This is a genomic window from Paraburkholderia oxyphila NBRC 105797 (assembly GCF_000685075.1).
In the GTDB taxonomy this organism is placed as follows: Bacteria; Pseudomonadota; Gammaproteobacteria; order Burkholderiales; family Burkholderiaceae; genus Paraburkholderia; species Paraburkholderia oxyphila.
The window spans coordinates 1-19500 of the sequence record NZ_BAYD01000108.1 but is presented as its reverse complement, the minus strand read 5'-3'; the positions used below and the strand labels follow the sequence as shown (position 1 = coordinate 19500).

General features: G+C 68.3%; 15 protein-coding genes. 8 read left to right on the top strand and 7 right to left on the bottom strand.

What is annotated here, in order from left to right; genetic code table 11:
- Window position 1: 1 nt before the first annotated feature.
- Window positions 2-721: a lysozyme inhibitor LprI family protein gene (locus BO1_RS39480; RefSeq protein ID WP_043288547.1), complete on the top strand. Its 720-nt coding sequence runs from the start codon at window positions 2-4 to the stop codon at window positions 719-721.
- A gap of 77 nt (window positions 722-798) precedes the next feature.
- Here BO1_RS39480 and BO1_RS39475 read toward each other — a convergent pair whose 3' ends face one another.
- The 3 genes from BO1_RS39475 to BO1_RS39465 all read right to left on the bottom strand — a co-directional run bounded on the left by BO1_RS39475 (window position 799) and on the right by BO1_RS39465 (window position 4504).
- Window positions 799-1719: a bestrophin family protein gene (locus tag BO1_RS39475; protein ID WP_028222288.1), complete on the bottom strand. Its 921-nt coding sequence runs from the start codon at window positions 1717-1719 to the stop codon at window positions 799-801.
- Window positions 1720-2005: 286 nt separating this feature from the next.
- On the bottom strand, window positions 2006-3412 hold the full coding sequence (argH, locus tag BO1_RS39470; RefSeq protein ID WP_028222287.1) for an argininosuccinate lyase: 1407 nt from the start codon (window positions 3410-3412) through the stop codon (window positions 2006-2008).
- 261 nt (window positions 3413-3673) lie between these two features.
- A complete protein-coding gene (locus BO1_RS39465; RefSeq protein ID WP_156992654.1) occupies window positions 3674-4504 on the bottom strand; it encodes a helix-turn-helix transcriptional regulator in 831 nt (276 codons plus the stop codon).
- Window positions 4505-4757: 253 nt separating this feature from the next.
- Between BO1_RS39465 and BO1_RS39460 the strand changes: the two genes are divergently transcribed.
- The 3 genes from BO1_RS39460 to BO1_RS39455 all read left to right on the top strand — a co-directional run bounded on the left by BO1_RS39460 (window position 4758) and on the right by BO1_RS39455 (window position 6422).
- The gene (locus BO1_RS39460; RefSeq protein WP_028222285.1) at window positions 4758-5522 is read left to right on the top strand and encodes a class I SAM-dependent methyltransferase; all 765 of its coding nucleotides are present in this window, start codon (window positions 4758-4760) and stop codon (window positions 5520-5522) included.
- A gap of 178 nt (window positions 5523-5700) precedes the next feature.
- Window positions 5701-6186: a tlde1 domain-containing protein gene (locus BO1_RS61830; RefSeq protein WP_167338433.1), complete on the top strand. Its 486-nt coding sequence runs from the start codon at window positions 5701-5703 to the stop codon at window positions 6184-6186.
- A complete protein-coding gene (locus BO1_RS39455; RefSeq protein ID WP_028222284.1) occupies window positions 6183-6422 on the top strand; it encodes a hypothetical protein in 240 nt (79 codons plus the stop codon). The genes BO1_RS61830 and BO1_RS39455 overlap by 4 nt, the downstream gene beginning before the upstream one ends.
- A 141-nt stretch (window positions 6423-6563) precedes the next feature.
- Here the strand turns inward: BO1_RS39455 and ppc are convergent, their stop codons facing one another.
- Complete coding sequence (gene ppc, locus BO1_RS39450; protein ID WP_028222283.1) at window positions 6564-9668, bottom strand: phosphoenolpyruvate carboxylase; 3105 nt, start codon at window positions 9666-9668, stop codon at window positions 6564-6566.
- Window positions 9669-10102: 434 nt separating this feature from the next.
- Between ppc and hemC the strand changes: the two genes are divergently transcribed.
- The 3 genes from hemC (at window position 10103) to BO1_RS39435 (ending at window position 14640) form a co-directional block, all read left to right on the top strand.
- Entirely contained in the window at window positions 10103-11161 is a 1059-nt protein-coding gene (hemC, locus tag BO1_RS54680; RefSeq protein WP_043288543.1) for a hydroxymethylbilane synthase, read from the top strand.
- A 101-nt stretch (window positions 11162-11262) separates the two neighbouring features.
- On the top strand, window positions 11263-13422 hold the full coding sequence (gene hemDX, locus BO1_RS39440) for a fused uroporphyrinogen-III synthase HemD/membrane protein HemX (RefSeq protein WP_028222282.1): 2160 nt from the start codon (window positions 11263-11265) through the stop codon (window positions 13420-13422).
- Between the two features lie 3 nt (window positions 13423-13425).
- Window positions 13426-14640 (top strand): heme biosynthesis protein HemY, encoded by a 1215-nt coding sequence (locus tag BO1_RS39435; protein WP_028222281.1) that lies wholly within the window; start codon window positions 13426-13428, stop codon window positions 14638-14640.
- 100 nt (window positions 14641-14740) lie between these two features.
- On the opposite strand, the gene BO1_RS39430 is transcribed toward BO1_RS39435, so the two are convergent.
- The 3 genes from BO1_RS39430 to BO1_RS39420 form a co-directional block, all read right to left on the bottom strand.
- Window positions 14741-16060 carry an MFS transporter gene (locus BO1_RS39430; protein ID WP_028222280.1) on the bottom strand — a complete coding sequence of 440 codons (1320 nt, stop codon included), beginning with the start codon at window positions 16058-16060 and terminating at the stop codon, window positions 14741-14743.
- A gap of 211 nt (window positions 16061-16271) precedes the next feature.
- Window positions 16272-17030, bottom strand: coding sequence for an SDR family oxidoreductase (locus BO1_RS39425; RefSeq protein WP_028222279.1), 759 nt, complete (start codon window positions 17028-17030; stop codon window positions 16272-16274).
- Between the two features lie 58 nt (window positions 17031-17088).
- Entirely contained in the window at window positions 17089-18528 is a 1440-nt protein-coding gene (locus BO1_RS39420; RefSeq protein ID WP_028222278.1) for an aldehyde dehydrogenase family protein, read from the bottom strand.
- Between the two features lie 390 nt (window positions 18529-18918).
- Between BO1_RS39420 and ppa the strand changes: the two genes are divergently transcribed.
- Window positions 18919-19446 carry an inorganic diphosphatase gene (gene ppa, locus BO1_RS39415; protein WP_028222277.1) on the top strand — a complete coding sequence of 176 codons (528 nt, stop codon included), beginning with the start codon at window positions 18919-18921 and terminating at the stop codon, window positions 19444-19446.
- Window positions 19447-19500 lie beyond the last annotated feature (54 nt).

Here is a 19500-nt window from a genome sequence, read left to right as displayed (position 1 = left end):
CATGACCGTGCGGATCCTGCGTTCTTTCGTGACGGCGCTGGCGACGGCGGCGACCCTTGGCATGACGCTGGTGGCGGGGTTGGCGGCGGCGCCCGCGGCGCATGCCGAGGTGGCGGCCGCCGATCCGATCGACGCGGGCATGCGCACGTGTCTCGCGCGCGCCGACCGCTCCTCGACGGCGGGCCAGATCCAGTGCATGGACGACGCGCGCACCGCGTGGCGCAGCGCCGCCGACGCGGCGCTCTCACAGCTGATCGCGAAGCTGCCGCCCGCGCAGCAAAAGCGCTGGCGTGTTAGCCAGGACAAGTGGTCGGCGTGGCGCGATGCCGAGGACACGATGCTCGGCGCGGCCTTCGCGACCACGAGCGGCTCGACCTATCAGCTCTACGAAGCGGACATGCGCCTGCAGCCGGTGCGCGACCGCGCGCTCTCGCTGCGCGGCCAGGCAACGGCGGCCTCAGGCGACGCGCCGCCGGTCGCGCGCGCCTGTAGCGCCGATGCGCGTTGCGAGCACGTGAGCTACGACCTGAATCGCTACTACCGCAAGCTGTATGCGCGCATGCCGGCCCACTCGCGGCCAGCGCTTTCGCGTGCGCAAAGCGCGTGGCGCGCGTATCGCGACGCGACCACGCCGCTCATCGACGAGCGTGCACGCCTCGACCTGCTCGGGGCGCGGCTCGCGACGCTCAAGCGCTTGTCGGAGACGGTGGACAACCGGTGATCAGCCGCTAGCCATTTGCGTAGCAGCTTGACCAGAAAACAGGCGCCCGGATACACGTCCGGGCGCCTGTTTTATTTTCAGTCGATGATGAACTGTTCCGGCGCGCGCGCGGGCAACGAGGTGGGCTCGCCCAGCAAGTCGTGCAGCGCGACCTCGATGCCCTCCGACATCGCGTTGAGCGCGAGGTCGTTGTCTTCGGTGCCGAACGGGTCTTCGAGCTGCGAGGCAATCGCCTCGTGCGCCATGAACGCGTAGGCCACGAACACCGCGAAGATCGGCGTGAGTGCGCCGATGCTGTCGACGAGCCCGAAGGGCAGCAGCGCGCAGAAGAAGTACACGGTGCGGTGAATCATCACCGTGTAGGCGAACGGCAGCGGCGTGGAAACGATGCGTTCACAGCCGCCGATCACATCCGAGAGTCCATTGAAATTGTGCTCGAAGGCGAGCACCGCGTAACCGTCGACGCGGCCCGCGCGGGCCTCGTTGCGCAGCCATTCGGAGGCGCACTGCACGAGCGTCATGGGACGGTAGCGCGAGGCCATCACGCGCTCGAACACGTCGCGCGGCAGGCGCGCTTCGAGATCGGCGCGCGGGTCGGTGCGGCGCAACTGGTGGCGCAGCGCGTGCGGCAGCGCGCAGAGCAGCTCGGCGAATGGGCGCACGTGCGTGCGAGGGTCGTCGCTCTGCACGAGCGTGAGCGACTCGCGCACGAGCGAGCGCGACTCGTTGAGCATCTGCCCCCACAGCTTGCGGCCTTCCCAGTAGCGGTCGTAGCTCGCGCTGTTGCGAAAGCCGAGGAACACCGCGAGCGCGATGCCGATGAGCGAGAACGGCACGGTGCTCAGGTTCACCGTGAGCTTGAGGATGTGATCGTGCGCGGCGACGGCCACGATGGATATGACCAGCACGAGCAGCAGACGCGGCAGGAGCTGGGGCAGCACGGAGCCGCGCCACGCGAGCAGCATGCGGAACCAGTGGAGGTGAGGGCGGACGATCATCGGAGCGGGTGAGCAGGGGCTGGGCGGGCAAAGCCGGGGTGGGGCCGGCCACGAGTCTTATGCGCCATGATAAGACGTGGGGCGCGAACATCGAGCGCACACTTCGGAAACTTCACGCCGGGCACAGCGCGAGGCGGCTGGCACGTGCGCGTGGGGGCATGCCAACGAAAAAGCGGGCGCGCGACGGTGTTTGTCGCGCGCCCGCTTTTCAGGCAGTTCGCACTCGCATCATGGCCACGTGAGGGTCACGTGAAGGCCCCATGATGGCCCGGCGAGCGAGCCGCTCTTACTTGAGCGCTGCGCGTGCCGCCGCGATGGCCGCGCGCACCTGTTCCGGCGCGGTGCCGCCCGCATGGTTGCGCGCCGAGACCGATCCTTCGAGCGTCAGCACTTCGAACACGTCCTCGCCGAGCAACTGCGAGACCGCCGGCAGCTCGCGGCGCATTTCGTCGAGCGTGAGATCCGCGAGATCGCAATTGCGGTCCACGCAGATGCGCACCGCGTGCGCAACCGCTTCGTGCGCGTCGCGGAACGGCAGGCCCTTCTTCACGAGGTAGTCGGCGAGGTCGGTGGCGGTCGAGAAGCCTTGCAGCGCGGCCGCGCGCATCGCCTGCTCCTTCACCGTGATGCCGGCGACCATCTCCGCGAAGATGCGCAGCGTGTCGGCCACCGTATCGACGGTGTCGAACAGCGGTTCCTTGTCTTCCTGGTTGTCCTTGTTGTACGCGAGCGGCTGGCCCTTCATCAGCGTGAGGAGCGCCATCAGATGGCCGTTCACGCGGCCGGTCTTGCCGCGCGCGAGCTCGGGCACGTCCGGGTTCTTCTTCTGCGGCATGATCGACGAGCCCGTGCAGAAGCGGTCGGCCAGATCGATGAAACCCACGCGCGGGCTCATCCACAGCACCAGCTCTTCCGAGAAGCGCGAGACGTGCGTCATCACGAGCGCCGATGCGGCCGTGAATTCGATCGCGAAGTCGCGGTCGGAGACGGCGTCGAGCGAGTTCGCGCAGATGCCGTCGAAGCCCAGCGTCTTCGCCACGGCGAAGCGGTCGATCGGATAGCTCGTGCCCGCGAGCGCCGCCGCGCCGAGCGGCAGGCGGTTCACGCGCTTGCGGCAGTCGGCCATGCGCTCGGCGTCGCGCGTGAACATCTCCACGTAGGCGAGCAGGTGATGGCCGAAGGTGACCGGCTGCGCCACTTGCAGGTGCGTGAAGCCGGGCATGATCGTGCCCGCGTGCTGCTCGGCCAGATCGAGCAGCGCGCCGCGCAGGTCGCCGAGCAGGCCGCCGATGCGGTCGATCTCGCCGCGCAGCCACAGGCGGATGTCGGTCGCGACCTGGTCGTTGCGCGAGCGGCCCGTGTGCAGGCGCTTGCCCGCGTCGCCGATCAGCGCGGTGAGGCGCGCCTCGATGTTCAGGTGCACGTCTTCAAGGTCGAGCAGCCACTCGAATTCGCCGCGCTCGATCTCGCCCTTGATTTGCGCCATGCCGCCCTGGATGGCGGCGAGGTCGTCGGCGGAGATGATCTTCTGCGCAGCCAGCATCGACGCGTGCGCGAGCGAGCCCTCGATATCGACGAGCGCGAGGCGCTTGTCGAAGAAGACCGACGACGTATAGCGTTTGACCAGCTCCGACATGGGCTCGGAGAAGCGAGCCGACCAGGCTTCGCCTTTTTTGTGCAGTTGGGACGTCATGGTGATGGGCGTGAACGAGCGATGAGCGTGAAAAAGCGCGGGCCGGGCGGTCTCGCGGGAATGCGGCGCACGGCGGGAAAGAAGCCGATTTTACCATCGGCGGGGTGGGCTGCCGGTGACCGGGCGGCATGGCGCGGTGACTGGCGCGGGCATACCGGCGTCGGTGACCGGGCGGCGTGGCGACGGGGCTGGGCCAAGCGGCGCGGGCGATCCGCGCAGGCGGCGGGCCGGGCCGGCTTGCAGCGCCCCGCGCCGCCGCGCTCAGAGTCGCACCAGCACGACCAGCTTCAGGTCTTCGCGGTGCGCGGGCTTGAGCGTGATCTGGTCGTAGGCGACGCGGCCATGGCGCGGATGATTGAACTCGCGCCGGCCGCCTTCGCGCTCGAACACGTCCTGCGAGCCCCAGAAGCGCGCGAACTCGTCGCTCGCGGCCAGCAGCGAATCGATCAGTGCGCGCGTGGGCGCGTCGTTCAGGTGGCGGATCGAATCGGCGCGGAATTCGGCGGCGAGGCGCCGCGCGCGCGTCTCCCAGTCGACGATCAGTTCGCGCCCGAGCGGTTCCGTGAAGGTGAAGCGCAGCAGATTGCGGTCGTGCCCGCCGTCGAGCCAGCCCGTGAAAAGGTCCGCGGCATGGGCGTTCCAGGCGAGCGCGGTCCACTGGCGGTCGAGCACGTAGGCGGGGGCGTCCACCAGCTGCACGGTCTGCAGCAGCGTGGCGGGCGCATCCGCGGCGCTGGCCGGGTCGGGCTCGGCGGGGTCGCGCTGGGCGGCCAGCTCGAACAGATAGGCGCGCTCGGCGCGCGAGAGGCGCAGCGCGACGGCGATGCGCGCGAGCGCATCCGCCGAGGCCGAGACGGGCCGGCCCTGCTCGATCCACGTGTACCAGGTGGGGCTCACGCCGCACAGCTGCGCGACTTCCTCGCGGCGCAGGCCCGGCGTGCGGCGGCGCGGGCCCGGTGCGAGACCGACTTCCTGCGGCGAGAGCCGCTCGCGATGGGCGCGGATGAATTCGCCCAGCGCGCGGGCGGGCGTCGCGTCGAGCGTCTTCGCGGAACCGGGTTCGACTGCGGAGGCGGATGTATCGATGCTCATGAGATGTCGGACAGGTGCTGGCGATACCAGAATAATTGCTTAACTTGTACTGGTACAGAACGGGCTCTATTGTAACGGCTGACGCGGCGCCGGGCCGCCGCGCCTGACCCGCCCGGGGAAAGCCACAAGCGCCTGCGTCAGACCGTGGACGACGGTCTGGCGCTCAACAACGAAGAACCAGGACGAGCGCACGCCACGCACCGGAGCCATCGGAAGCGCCGGCAGAGCGCTCACCCCGCACAAGGAGCAAGCGATGAAGCATCACGATCAGGTCGCCGACGCGTTCGGCTCGACCGCCGCCGCCTACCTCACGAGCCAGGTCCACGCGAGCGGCGCGGATCTGGAGAACCTCGCCGCGACGTTCGCGGCCACCTGCGGCAATGCCACGGTGCTGGACATGGGCTGCGGCGCGGGCCATGCGAGCTTCGCGGTGGCCCCGCACGTGCGCGAAGTCGTGGCCTACGACATTGCCCCGCAGATGCTCGCCACGGTCGAGGCGGCCGCGAAAGAGCGGGGCCTCGCGACCATCCGCACGCAGCAGGGCGCCGCCGAGACGCTGCCGTTCGCCGACGCCACCTTCAACTGGGCGGTCAGCCGCATGAGCGCGCACCACTGGCGCGACGTGCCGCGCGCGCTCGCCGAGGTGCACCGCGTGCTCAAGCCCGGTGGGCGGCTGAAGTTCATCGACATCGCCGGTGTCGACGACCCGCTTTACGACGTGCACATCCAGGCGATCGAGTTGTTGCGCGACGCTTCGCATATCCGCGACTACCGCGCCGATGAATGGCTCGCGATGCTCGATCGCGCGGGGTTCGACGCGAAGGTGAGCGAGCGCTGGCGCATCGCGCTCGACTTCGACACGTGGGTCGCGCGCATGCGCACGCCGCCCGAGCGCGTGACGGCGATCCGCTCGATGTGGGAGCGCGCGCCAGATGAAGTGCGTGAGTACTTCGATGTACAGAGCGATTGCTCGTTCAAGCTCGACGCGCTGATGATTGAGGCGACGCGGCGCGACTAAGAGGCAGGCGGGGCGCTCCGGTCGAGCTGTTCGGGTTGGCTTGAACCCGTGCGTCGCGACAGAGCGAGCCGTATTGACGGTCACACTTTGTTCAGAGTCTGGAGATTGTCATTAGACAAGTGGGAGGCGATAACGATTCGCTAGAATCAGCGAATTCCGTTTCCTGCGCAACGATGCCATGGCAACTCCCTACGCGACTGAGCGCGGCATACCGAGCGTTCCCACTTGTGCCCGAGGTAACGTATCGCTTCGGTTTGATGGGCGCTTTCTAACGATGATCGGTGCCGGGGGGCGCGGCTATGCCGCTGTGTCCGGCCGTCCCTCGGACGACGGCGGCTTTGATTACTCTACCGCCCGACAACGCGAAGGCCGCGTTGGGCCAATTCCGCCTGGACAGTATTGGGTACAGCCCTCGCAGATGTGGACCAATCACTGGTACAACATTGCGCCACGCGCTGCTTGGGGGGATCATCGGCTCACGATTCACGTTTTTCCGGGCACGCAGACTTTTGGACGTGGCGGATTTTTCATCCATGGCGGTACACACGCCGGTAGTGCTGGCTGCATCAATCTGCGCGGTCAGATGGAAAGCTTCGCAGCAGACCTGAAGGCGGCAACCGGCGACTCCGACTGCTATGTTCCCTTGACGGTCCGCTACCCATGAACCGTTCAACTCGTGTCCTGCTTCTGGCCATCATGATTGCGCTGATGTTGTTGATCGCGGCATTCAACTGGATCAACTTGAGTGAAGCGTATGGCAGCGGGCCGCCGTACTACAGCCGCACCACCAACATGGACAAGTGGACCAACCCGTTACCGGTGCTGGCGGTCGTTGATGTCTTCGCGGTGTTGGCCATCGCATTGCTCGCACTGTGGATTCGGCGTGCAGGCCGCAACTGAGTTGTCGTGATGCCGGACGGGGCATGTTGGGCGATGTCCGATGAGCACCCACCTCTCGCCACGCAATAAAAAACGGCGTCGTGCCCGCAAAGGCACGACGCCGTTCATGCATGAGCGCAAACGCTCAAACGAGCCGCTCCATCAGCCCGTATTACGCAACCCCGCAGCAATCCCGTTGATCGTCAGATGGATACCGCGCCGCACGCGCGGGCTCGGGTCGCCGGCGCGATAGCGCTTGATCAGCTCGACCTGCAAGTGATTGAGCGGATCGAGATACGGGAAGCGGTTCTTGATCGAACGCGCGAGCAGCGGGTTGTCGGCCAGACGCCCGCTCGTGCCGGTGATTTCGTCGAGCACGCGGGTCGTGCGCTCCCACTCGGCCACGATGCGGTCGAACACGTGCTTGCGCAGCTTCTTGTCGGTGACGAGCTGCGCATAGCGCGACGCCACCGCGAGGTCCGTCTTCGCGAGCGTCATGTCCATGTTCGAGAGCAGGTTCGAGAAGAACGGCCAGGTCTTGTACATCTTCTTGAAGAGCGCGAGACGGCGCGTGCGCTCCGCGTCGTTGCCCGCTTCGTCGAGATACGAAGCCACCGCGCTGCCAAAGCCGTACCAGCCCGTGAGCAGCAAACGGCACTGGCCCCACGAGAAGCCCCAGGGAATCGCGCGCAGGTCGTCGATCTTGCGGTTCTTCGGGTCCTGCAGTTTGCGCGAGGCGGGCCGGCTGCCGATGTTGAGCTCGGCGATCTCGGTGATCGGCGTCGAGGCGAAGAAGTAGTCGGTGAAGCCGGGCGTCTCGTAGACGAGCGAGCGGTACGCCGCCATCGCCGCGTCGGAGAGCTTCTGCATCGTCTCTTCGAACACGGGCAGCTGATCGGGCGAGTTGCCCGCGGCTTTGCCCATCGGCAGCAGCGTGGCTTCGAGCGTGGCGGCGATCACTGTTTCCAGGTTGCGGCGGCCGATCTCCGGGTTGCCGAACTTGCTCGCGATGACTTCGCCCTGCTCGGTGAGGCGGATCTGGCCTTCGACCGTGCCCGGCGGCTGCGAGAGGATCGCGTTGTAGGTCGGGCCGCCCCCGCGGCCCACCGTGCCGCCGCGGCCATGGAACAGGCGCAGCGTGATGCCGCGCTCGCGATAGAGCGCGACCAGCGCGAGCTCGGAGCGGTAAAGCTCCCAGTTCGAGGTGAGGAAGCCGCCGTCCTTGTTGCTGTCCGAGTAGCCGAGCATGATTTCCTGCTCGTTGCCCTGGTGTTCGACGATGCTGTCGATGCCCGGCAGCGCGAGCAGGTCGCGCATGATGTGCGTGGCGTTGCGCAAGTCGGGAATCGTCTCGAAGAGCGGGATCACCATCAGCGCGGCCTTCGCCGGATCCTCGGCGTGGCCCAGACGCCCGCTCATGAGGCCCGTTTCCTTTTGCAGCAGCATCACTTCGAGCAGGTCGGAAACCGTTTCGGTGTGCGAGATGATGTAGTTGCGCACCGCGCGCGCGCCAAACTTCTCGCGCGTTACGCGCGCCATCTCCAGCACGCCGAGCTCGCTCTTCACGAGGTCGGAATAGTCGAGGTAGGGCGAGCGCAGCGGGCGCGCGTCGGCGAGCTGCGCGCGCAGCACGGTCTGCTTCTCTTCTTCGCTGAGCGCGGCGTAGTCGGCCACGACGCCCGCGCGCGCGAGCAGCTCGGCGATCACGGCCTCGTGGATGTCCGAGCTCTGGCGCAGGTCGATCGACGCGAGGTGGAAGCCGAACACGTCGACGGCGCGCATCAGCGGCGCGAGACGCGTCGTGGCGAGCGACGCGCCATGATGCTCGGCGAGCGAATCCATCAGGATATGCAGGTCGCGCGAGAACTCGGCCGCATCGGCATAGGGCTGCGCGCGCACGGGCTGGGCGTTGCGGCCCGCGCTGCGCACCGCGACCACGCCTTCGCCCAGGCGCACGCGCGCGCTGGCCGCGAGGCGCGTATAGACGCCGATCAGCGCGCGGCGGTACGGCTCGTCCACGCGGTGCGGCGACTGGTCGGGCGAGGCCTCGGCAAGGGCCTGGAGCTCGGCGCTCGCGCCGGCGAGCAGGTTCGACACGGAAAGCTCCGCACCGAGCTTGTGCACTTCGTCGAGGTAGTGCTGCAGGATCACCTGCGCCTGGCGCTCGCTCGCTTCTTCGAGCGTGGAGGCGGTGACGTTCGGATTGCCGTCGCGGTCGCCGCCGATCCAGCTGCCCATCTGGAAGAACGCGGGCAGGCGCGCGGAGAGGCCGTGCTCCTTGAGCGACGTCTCGATCTCGCCGTACAGCGCGGGGATCTCGGTGAGGAAGGTCGTGTGGTAGTACGACAGCGCATTCTCGATTTCGTCGCCCACGGTCAGGCGCGAGTCGCGCAGCATGCGCGTTTGCCAGAGCGAGGTCACGCGCGCACGCAGGAGCGCGTCGTTCTGCTCGCGCTCGCGATGCGTGAGCGGCTGGTCGCGTTCGGCGAGCAGGCGCGCGATGTCGTGCTGCGAATCGAGCGTGCTCTTGCGCTGCACTTCCGTGGGGTGCGCGGTGAGCACGGGCACGATCAGCGCGTCGTTGAAGAACTGCTGGAGCACGGGCGTCGCGGCCGCGCCCGCCTGGGCGAGGCGCTCGAGCGAATGCGCGATGGTGCCCGCCTGCGGCGCCGAGCCGGCGAGGTCGTGGATGCGGCGGCGGCGGTTGCGGTGGCGGTCCTCGGCGATGTTCGCCAGATGCGAGAAGTAGCTGAACGCGCGCACGACGCTCACGGTCTGCTCGGGCGAGAGCGCGCGAAGCTGCTTCTCGAGCGCGAGCGCGGCCGTGTTGTCCTCTTCGCGGCGAAAACGCACGGCCGTCTGGCGGATCGTCTCCACCACGTCGAACACGGCGTCGCCTTCCTGCTCGCGCAGCACGTCGCCGAGCAGCCGGCCGAGGTAGCGGATGTCCTCGAACAGCGGTTGGTCCTTGTCGTCGCGCGCGCGCGCGTTGCGGGCGGCAGCCGCGGGCTTCGGGGCGGCTTGCGGGGCCTTCGCGGCCTTGTTGGCTTGAGTGAGTTGCGTGACTTGGGTGGCTTTAGGGGCCTTCGTGGTCTTCGTCGCGTCTGCCGTTTTCGTGGCCTTCGTGGTCTTGGTCGAGGCTTTCACGGTTGTCGTCGCTTTGGCTTTTTTCGGCGACGACGGGGCTGCCGTTTCGGCAGCCGTGGAAGAGGCGTTCTGCGATGCGTTGTTGCGGCGCTCTGCGCGCGCCGATCCGGAAGACTTCACGATGTTTTCCTCAGGACTAGCCAGGAGATGGACAAGTTAAACGGGAACTGCCAACTGCATGGCCGCGGCGTGGGCCGCGGTCGGGGGTACAACGGGTGCAACTCAGGACATGTGGATGGACGGGCCATCCTGTGCGTGCCGCACGTGCCCGGGCGGGCACAGCGTGCGCACATTATGAGACAGCGAGCGGACGGATCGGACAGGGCCGGTTTTGCCGGGGAACGTTGGGGACGCAGGGGGGACTCGACGCCGCGCGCGCGGCTCGGGTTCGGGCGCGGCGCGCCGATCCGGGTCTCTTCCTTGCCACCGCACGCGCTCCATCAAGGGCTTCGTGGGCCCTTCGGCGGCCAGGCGGCCTGCCGAAAAAGGGGCGCGTGCTAACATTGCCTGTTATCCGATATTGTTTTTTGAACCCGTCATTCGATGTGCTTGCCATGAATTCCGAGTCCTTATCCGCGCCCACGCCCTGCACCCTAGTGATCGCTTCGCGGGAGAGCCGCCTCGCGATGTGGCAGGCCGAGCATGTTCAAGCTGCGCTGCACAAATTATATCCATCCTGCGACGTGAAAATCGTCGGAATGACGACGCGCGGCGATCAAATTCTCGATCGCACGCTGTCGAAAGTCGGCGGTAAGGGTCTGTTCGTCAAGGAGCTGGAGCAGGCGCTGGCTGAGGGCCGCGCCGATCTCGCCGTGCATTCGCTCAAGGATGTGCCCATGGAGCTGCCCGAAGGCTTCGCGCTCACGGCCATCATGGAGCGCGAAGACCCGCGCGACGCCTTTGTCTCCAACGACTACGACTCGCTCGCGGCGCTGCCGCCGGGCAGCGTCGTGGGGACCTCCAGCCTGCGCCGCGAGTCGATGATCCGCGCGCGCTATCCGCACCTCGACGTGAAGCCGCTACGCGGCAACCTCGACACGCGCCTCGGCAAGCTCGACCGTGGCGACTACGCGGCCATCATTCTGGCGGCGGCGGGGCTCAAGCGCCTCGGGCTCGGCGCGCGCATCCGCGCGCTGCTCGAGCCGGCGGACAGCCTGCCGGCGGCGGGGCAGGGCGCGCTCGGCATCGAGATCCGCGCCGACCGCGCCGACATGGCCGCCTGGCTCGCGCCGCTGCACGACGACGCCACTGCGAAGGCCGTGGAGGCGGAGCGCATGGTTTCGCGGGCGCTGGGCGGCAGCTGCTCGGTGCCGCTCGCCGCTTACGCGCAGTGGCAAGACGGGCGCCTCACGCTGCGCGGCACCATTGCCACGCCCGATGCGAGCCGCGTGCTCGCCGCCGAGGGCGAGGCCGCGCCGGCCACAGTCGCAGACGCCGTCGCGCTGGGCCGCGAGGTCGCCGACGCGCTGATCGCCCAGGGCGCGCTCGAGATCGTGCGCGCGCTTTCCGAAGCGGCTGCCGATGAAGCCAGCGCGCCGAACACGCCGCCGGCCGGCAAGAGCGGCACGGGCGGTTCGGGCGGCGCCGCGCCAGACGGCACGGGCGCGCGATGACGGCCCGGTGGCAGCCGCGACGCGGCGGCGTGAACGCTCCCGCGCAGCCCGACGAATGGGGCGGGCCGGCTGACCCTGGCATGGGGGCGGGCGGTGCGCCGATGCGCGGGCCGTCATCGGGCCGCGCCGCTTCGGGTTCCGCTGCAGGTCAGGGTCCGCGCGCGTCTGAGCCGTTCACCGTCGTCATTACCCGTCCGGCCGGTCAATCGCAGGCGCTCGCCGCGCAGCTCGAGGCGCGCGGTCTGCGCACGCTCGAATTCCCGCTCATCACGATCGAACCCGTGCGCGACGACGCACCGTTGCGCGAAGCGCTCGGCGCGCTCGACCGTTATGCGCTCGTGGTGTTTGTCTCGCCGAACGCCGTCGACCGTGCGTTTACGTGCTACGGCACGATTTCGTCGATCTGGCCGCACGCGCTGCCGGTCGCCGTGGTGGGCCCCGCGAGCGTGGCCGCGCTCGCGCGCCACGGCGTCGCGGCGCCCGCGCATCGCGTGATCAGCCCGGCGGGCGCCGCCGACGAGGAACCGGCACGTTTCGACTCCGAATCGCTCTACACCGCGCTCGAAATGTCACTCGGCGCCGATGCCTTCGCGGGCAAGCGCGTGCTGATCGTGCGCGGCGACGGCGGCCGCGAATGGCTCGCCGACCGCCTGCGCGAAGCGGGCGCCGAAGTCGAGGCCGTCGCGGCCTATCGGCGCGTCGTGCCCGAGCCGCCGATCGGCGCCTGGGAGACGGTGCATGCGCTGCTCGAAGGCGCGCCACACGCGTGGCTCGTGACCAGCTCCGAAGGCGTGCGCAATCTCGACGAGCTTGCGCGCGAGCACCTCACGGCGGGCGAGATCGTCGAGCTGCGCCACGCGCCGCTCGTCGCGCCCCATGGGCGGATCGCCGAGACGGCGCGCGGATTGGGTTTTGATAGGATTACGGTGTCCGGCGCGGGCGACGAGCGCATCGCCGAGACGCTGCTGGGCCTTGCGGGATCCTCGGTTTCTTCCGTAGCACCAGCCGATGCACCTTCGGCCGCGCAGCTTGCGGCTCAACCGGTTCAGAACAACCCGGCCTCGCCGCCGGCACAATCACGCATGACTGATTCGAACGATTCCAGCCGCGTTCCCAATCCGGGCGCCACGGCGCAAGGCAACCCCGGCAGCCAGGGCGCCCAGCCGGCCGCCGCGAGTGCGCGTCCAGCATCCCCTTCGTCCTCTTATTCATCCACGCCTTACACGCAGCCCGCGAACGCGCGGCGCGGCGGCGCGGGCACCGCGATCCTCTGGCTCGTCGTCGTGCTGGTCGCGGCGGGCGCGGGGGCGGGCGGCTACGCGCTCAACCGCAAGCTCGACCGCGTGGACGCCGCGCTCGTGCAGCGCCAGCAGGCCGCCGACCAGCAGAGCGCCGCGCTGCGCGCGCGCGCCGATGAGGCCGTGGCGAGCGCGCAGCAGATCGACAAGCAGATGTCGCTGCTCGAAGGCAAGATCGCCGACGCGCAAACCTCGCAGCAGGCGCTCGCGCAGCAATACGCCGATCTCGCCAAGAACCGCGACGACTGGACGCTCGCCGAAGTCGGCCAGATGCTCTCGAGTGCAAGCGAGCAGCTTCAGCTCACCGGCAACACGCAGCTCGCGCTGTTCGCGCTGCAAAGCGCGGACACGCGTCTCGCCGCCTCGGACAGCCCGCAGGCGCTAGCCGTGCGCAAGGCCATCGCGCAGGACGTCGACAAGCTCAAGGCCGCACCGTCCACGGATCTCGCGGGGCTCGCGATCAAGCTCGACACGGCGCTGGCCGCCGTCGACACGCTGCCGCTCGCGGGCGAAGCGATCGTCGCGCACACGAAGCCCGAGGCTGCCGCACCCGTGGACGTCGCGAAAACGGCTTCCGCCACTGGCGAACCGCGCTGGCGGGCGTGGCTCGACACCTTCGTCTCCGGCATCGGCAAGCAGCTCACGAGTCTCGTGCAGGTGCGCCGCATCGACAATGCCGACGCCATGCTCGTCTCGCCCGACCAGGGCTACTTCGTGCGCGAAAATCTGAAGCTGCGCCTGCTCTCGGCGCGCCTCTCGCTGCTCTCGCGCAACGAGACCACGCTCAAGTGCGACCTCGCCGCCGCCGACACCGCGCTCGCGCGCTACTTCGACAGCGCGTCGAAGGAAACGCAGAACGTCCGCGACCTGCTCAAGCAAGTGGACGCGGGCTCGGGCGCGGTCACGCTGCCCACGCTCGACGAGAGCCTGAAGGCGCTTCAGCAATACCGGAGCCGGGAGTAAGACATGGCGATCCGTGGACTTATCTGGCTAGCGATCCTCTTCGCCGTTGCCGTCGCGCTGGCCACTGTCGGCCGCTTCGACGCCGGGCAGGTGCTGCTCGTCTATCCGCCGTATCGCGTGGACGTCTCGCTCAACCTCTTCGTGGTGGGCATCGTGGTGACGTTCCTGCTGCTCTACGCGATCCTGCGCTTCGCGCGCAACATCGTGACGATGCCGCGCCGCGTCGCCGCCTACCGCGCGCGCATGCGCACGGAAAAGGCCAACTCGGCACTGCGCGATGCCGTGGGCAATCTCTATGCGGGCCGTTTCTCGCGTGCCGAAAAGGCTGCGCGCGATTCGCTCGTGGACGAGAAGAACAAGGGCGCAGCGGGCCTGATCGCCGCGAACGCCGCGCATCGTCTGCACGAGTACGCGCGCCGCGACGACTGGCTCACGCAGGTGGACGACCCCGACCTCCAGGAAGCGCGCCTCATGGCCACCGCCGACATGCGCGCCGATGGCCGCGACGCGGACGGGGCGCTCGCCGCGCTCACCGAAATGCGCTCGCAGGGCGGCCGCCGCATCCACGCGCAGCAGATCGCGCTGCGCGCGCAGCAGCAGCTCAAGAACTGGAGCGAAGTGCTCAAGCTCGTGAAGACGCTGGAAAAGCGCGAGGCGCTGCATCCGGCCGTGGCGGTGCGGCTGCGCCAGCTCGCGGCGGAGAACTTGCTGCGCGACCGGCGCCACAACGCGGACGCCTTGCTCGAGCTCTGGCACGCGCTCACGCCCATCGAGCGTCATTCGCCGCGTCTCGCCGACTGCGCCGCGGAACTGCTGATCGCGCTGGACCGCCCGAACGAGGCGCGCAAGATCGTCGAGGAAGCGCTCGCGCAGAACTGGGACGCGCGTTTGCTGCGCCGCTATCCGGATACTGTGGGCGCCACTGCGCCGGGCAACGACGCACTGCCGCTGATCCAGAAGGCCGAAGCGTGGCGCAAGGAGCGTCCCGAAGACGGCGATCTGCTGTTCGCGCTGGGCCGCCTGTGCCTGAAGCAGCAGCTCTGGGGCAAGGCGCAGTCGTTCCTCGAGGCGGCGCTGAAGTCCGCCAACGCGAGCGATAACGAGCCGCTCAAGATCCGCTCGCATCGCGCGCTCGCGCGTCTGCACGAGCAGCTCGGCGATGCCGAGAAGGCTGCCACGCACTATCGCGAGAGCGCGCTGGCGATGAACGTCGTCTAGCCTCGTCGCACTTCGGGCGCCTTGTGCGCTTCAACGCAAAACGGCCGCTTTCGAGCGGCCGTTGTCTTTTGCGGGCGGCTCGAGCGGCGCCGCCCCGGCGCTAGCGGTTCACCACTCTCGCAGGCGCGCACAGCGCGAGCAGGCCGCCGAGGATCATGAAGGCCGCGAGCATATACATGCCCGAGTCGTTCGCGGCGGTGACCTGCTTGAGCCAGCCCACCGCATAGGGGCTGAGGAACCCCGCGAGATTGCCGATCGAGTTGATGAGCGCGATGCCCGCCGCGGCGCCCGTGCCCGCGAGCCAGGCGGTGGGCAGACTCCAGAACAGGGGCAGCGTGGTGAGAATGCCGATGGTGGCGATCGTGAGCGCCGTCATCGCGAGCGTGGTGTCGTGCGCCCACGTCACCGAGAGCACGAGGCCGAGCGCACCGATGGCGGCCGGAACGGCGATGTGCCAGCGGCGCTCGCGCATGCGGTCAGCGCTCTTCGCGGCGAGCAGCATGCCGACCACGGCCGCCGCGAACGGAATCGCCGCGAGCAGGCCGATCACGAGCGCGTCCTTCACGCCCGTCGCCTTGATGATGGTGGGCAGCCAGAAGCTCACGCCATAGAGGCCCATCACGAACGAGAAGTAGGTGAAGCTCATCACGAGCACACGGCCGCTCGTGAGCACCCTGGCAAGCGGGAGGTCCTCCTTGGTGGCGTCCTCGGCGGCGATGTTGCGCTCGAGCAGCGCGCGCTCTTCGGCGGAAAGCCACTTCGCGCGGCCGATGCGGTCGTCGAGCACGAAGAACACCAGCACGCCGACGATCACCGAAGGCAGCCCTTCGAGCAGGAACAGCCATTGCCAGCCCTGCCAGCCGTTCGCGCCGTCGAAGGACTTGAGGATCCAGCCCGAGATCGGCCCGCCGATCACGCCCGAAAGCGCGATGGCGGTCATGAACCAGGTGGTCATGCGTCCGCGCCGGTGCGCCGGATACCAGTACGTGAGATAGAGGATGATGCCGGGGAAGAAGCCGGCCTCGCACAGGCCGAGCAGAAAGCGCATCACGTAGAACATGCTGGGCGTGGTGACGAACATCGTCAGGATCGAGACGAGGCCCCACGTGACCATGATGCGTGCGATCCACACGCGCGCGCCCACGCGATGCAGGATCACATTGCTTGGCACTTCGAACAAAAAATAGCCGATGAAGAAAATCCCCGCGCCGAAGCCATAGACCGCATCGGAGAGATTGAGCGCCGTGCTCATCTGCAGCTTGGCGAAGCCCACGTTGACGCGGTCCAGATACGCGACCACATAGCAGAGCATCAGAAGCGGGATCAGGCGCCACGAGACCTTGCGGTAGGTGGCTTCTTCGAAGGCGGAGGGCGGAGCGCCCGCGCCCGCATGCGGCAGGTGATTTGCTGGACTGGCCATGGTGTCTCCATCGACATGGATCGTCGTGCTTGTTGTATTGCCGCCCGGTGATGGCGGGTAGTCGACGCTAAAGCACGACCATTCTATACGGGCCGCCGTGGCGCGGCGGCCCGGAAAAGTCGGGGAAAACACTGATCAGTCAAGCACTTAGGGCGCGGTTGGGGCACGCGCCCCAGCGCGCCGGACTACTCCGGAACGCGCAATACCCAGACTATACGCAGCGTCCGCCGTCCACTTCGATGCAGGTGCCGGTGATGAACGCGGCTTCGTCGGAGGCGAGATAGAGGCACGCGTTGGCCACGTCCTGCGGCGTGGAAAAGCGCCCGAGCGGGATGCCCGCGATGAAGCGCTGGCGGTTCTCGGGTGTGTCGGGCACGCCCATGAATTCTGCCGTCAGGCCCGTATCGCCGATCACCGGGTTCACGCAGTTCACGCGGATCTGGTCGGGGCCGAGCTCGGCGGCGAGCGCCTTGCTCGCCACGATCATCGCGCCCTTGCTGCCGTTGTACCAGACGAGCCCCGGGCGCGGCCGGATGCCCGCCGTCGAGGCGATGTTGACGAACGCGCCGCCGCCGTGCTCGCGAAAGTGCGGCACGAAGGCCCGCACGCTCCAGTAAAGGCCCTTCACGTTGACGGCGTAGACGCGGTCGAATTCGGCTTCGGTCACTTCGAGCACGGGCTTGTTGCGATGCGTGGTGCCCGCGTTGTTGACGACGATCTGCACGCTGCCGAAGTCCTCGATGGCCGCGTCGCGCAACGCGTGCCAGTCGGCTTCGCGCGTGATGTCGCCTTGCACCGCGATGGCCTTGCCGCCCGCGAGCGCGATCTCGCTCGCCACACGCTCGGCCGCATCGCCGTTCAGATCGTTGAGGACGACGTTCGCGCCTTCGCGCGCATAGGTCTTCGCGATGCCTTCGCCGAAGCCCGAGCCGGCGCCCGTCACGACAGCCGTCTTGCCTGTGAGTCGCATGATGTCTCCGTATGTTCGTGTATTGACGTATCGATGAGGCTCGCGCCGGGAAGCCGCGCTAGCCGTGCCGCAGCGCAATCGTCTTCAGCACCGTGAAGCCGTAGAGCGCCTCGAAGCCTTTCTCGCGTCCGTAGCCGGACAGGCGCGTGCCGCCGAACGGCAGCTCGACGCCGCCGCCCGCGCCATAGTTGTTCACGAACACCTGCCCCGCGCGCACGCGCCGCGCCATACGCATCTGGCGCGCGCCGTCGCGCGTCCACACCCCCGCCACGAGCCCGTAGGGCGTGCCGTTGGCGAGCGCGAGCGCCTCGGCTTCGTCGTCGAAGGGCATGGCCGCGAGCACGGGTCCGAACACCTCCTCCTGCGCGAGCCGGCTTTGTGGCGGCACGTCGCGCAAGAGCGCCGGTGCCTCGTAGAAGCCACCCGCGGGGGCATCGGCGTCGAGCTTGCCTCGCGCCGCAGTGGCAATGCCGTCGCGTTGCGCTTCGTCGAGAAAGTCGCGCACGCGAGCGCGCTGCTTCTCGCTGATGAGCGGCCCGCAGTCGAGATCGGCGCTCGCGGGCCCGACGCGCAACGCCTCGAACGCCGCCGCGAGCCGCTCGACGAGCGGCTCATAGGCTGCCCGCTCGATCAGCACGCGGCTGCCCGCCGAGCACGTCTGTCCCGCGTTCTGCACGATGGCCGCGACGAGCACGGGCAGCGCCGCGTCGAAGTCGGCATCGGCGAAGACGATTTGCGGCGACTTCCCGCCCAGCTCCAGCGTGACCGGCACGTGATTGCCGGCCGCCGTCTGCGCGACGAGCTTGCCCGTGGGCGGCGAGCCCGTGAACGAGAGGTGGTCGATGCCCGGATGCGCGGAGAGCGCCGCGCCCGCCTCGTGACCGAGTCCGGTGACGATGTTCAGCGCGCCGGCGGGCAGGCCGGCTTCGCGCGCAAGCGCCGCCACCTCGAGCAGCGAGACGCAGGCGTCCTCGGCGGGCTTCACGACGCAGGCGTTGCCGGCCGCGAGCGCCGCGCCCACGCTGCGCCCGAAGATCTGCATCGGGTAGTTCCACGGCACGATGTGGCCCGTCACGCCGTGCGGCTCGCGCACCGTGAGCACCGTGTAGCCCGCCTGGTAGGGCAGGGTCTCGCCGTGCAGCTTGTCGGCGGCGCCCGCGTAGAACTCGAAGTAGCGCGCGAGCGCCGCGGCGTCGGCGCGCGCCTGCTTGAGCGGCTTGCCGGTATCGCGGGCTTCGAGCTGCGCGAGGGCTTCCTGATGCTGGGCCACGAGGCCGGAAAGCTTGAACAGCAGGCGCCCGCGCTCGGCGGCGCTCAATGCGCCCCAGGCGCCTTCGTAGGCCATGCGCGCAGCAGTTACTGCGGCGTCGATGTCGGCTGCGTTGCCGCGCGCGAGTTGCGCGAACGGCTGGCCGGTGGAGGGATCGATCGCGGCGAGGGTCTCGCCGCTGGCGGGCGAGCGCCATTCGCCGCCGATGAAATGCTTCGCTTCTTCCATGCATGCGCCTCGTAAAAGGGGAGTGAAACGGGGCAATGAAACGAGGGAAGGGAAATGCAAAACGGGAGACGGTGCCGGGGCGGCCTCGGCAGGCTTCGCGTGGGACCAGGGCCGCGCCGGCCCGATCATTATCGCGCCAATCGCGGCGCTCACGCGCGTGAATTCAGCGGACACTTCATCCGCGTGCGGGAAAGCCCTGGGCCGAAGCGCCGGGCGGCGCGGCCGATTGGCTATAATGGGCGCCAACCTCCAACGTCCGGTTTCGTGCCGGAGCGCCGTGCGCACTGAGTTTTGTCGGGCCTCGTTTGGCTTGATCTGGCCTCAGCCGCGCCGCACGCCGCGCCCCGCGCACGCAACCGTCGCTTTTTCCCTTCTCAACAGAGAGCGCTCATGAGCTTCGCAAATGTCCCCGCCGGCAAGGATCTGCCGCAAGACTTCAACGTGATCATCGAGATTCCGGCGCAAAGCGATCCGGTCAAGTACGAAGCCGACAAGGACCTGGGCCTGCTCGTCGTCGACCGCTTCGTCGGCACGGGCATGCGCTATCCGGTCAACTACGGCTTCATCCCGCAGACGCTTTCGGGCGACGGCGACCCCGTCGACGTGCTCGTGATCACGCCGTTCCCGCTGCTGGCCGGTTCGGTCGTGCGCTCGCGCGCGCTCGGCATGCTGCAGATGACCGACGAGTCGGGCGTCGACGCCAAGCTGATCGCAGTCCCGCACGACAAGGTCTGCCCGATGACGGCCAACATCAAGTCGCTCGAGGACGTGCCCGCGTACCTGATGGACCAGATCAAGCACTTCTTCGAGAACTACAAGGCGCTCGAAAAGGGCAAGTGGGTGAAGGTCGACGGCTGGGTTGGCATCGAAGCCGCGCACAAGGAAATCACCGACGGCGTCGCGAACTTCAAGAAGTAAGCGAGGCATACCGGAAGACGAAAGCTTGCCGGCAAGGCGCTCCGCAAGGAGCGC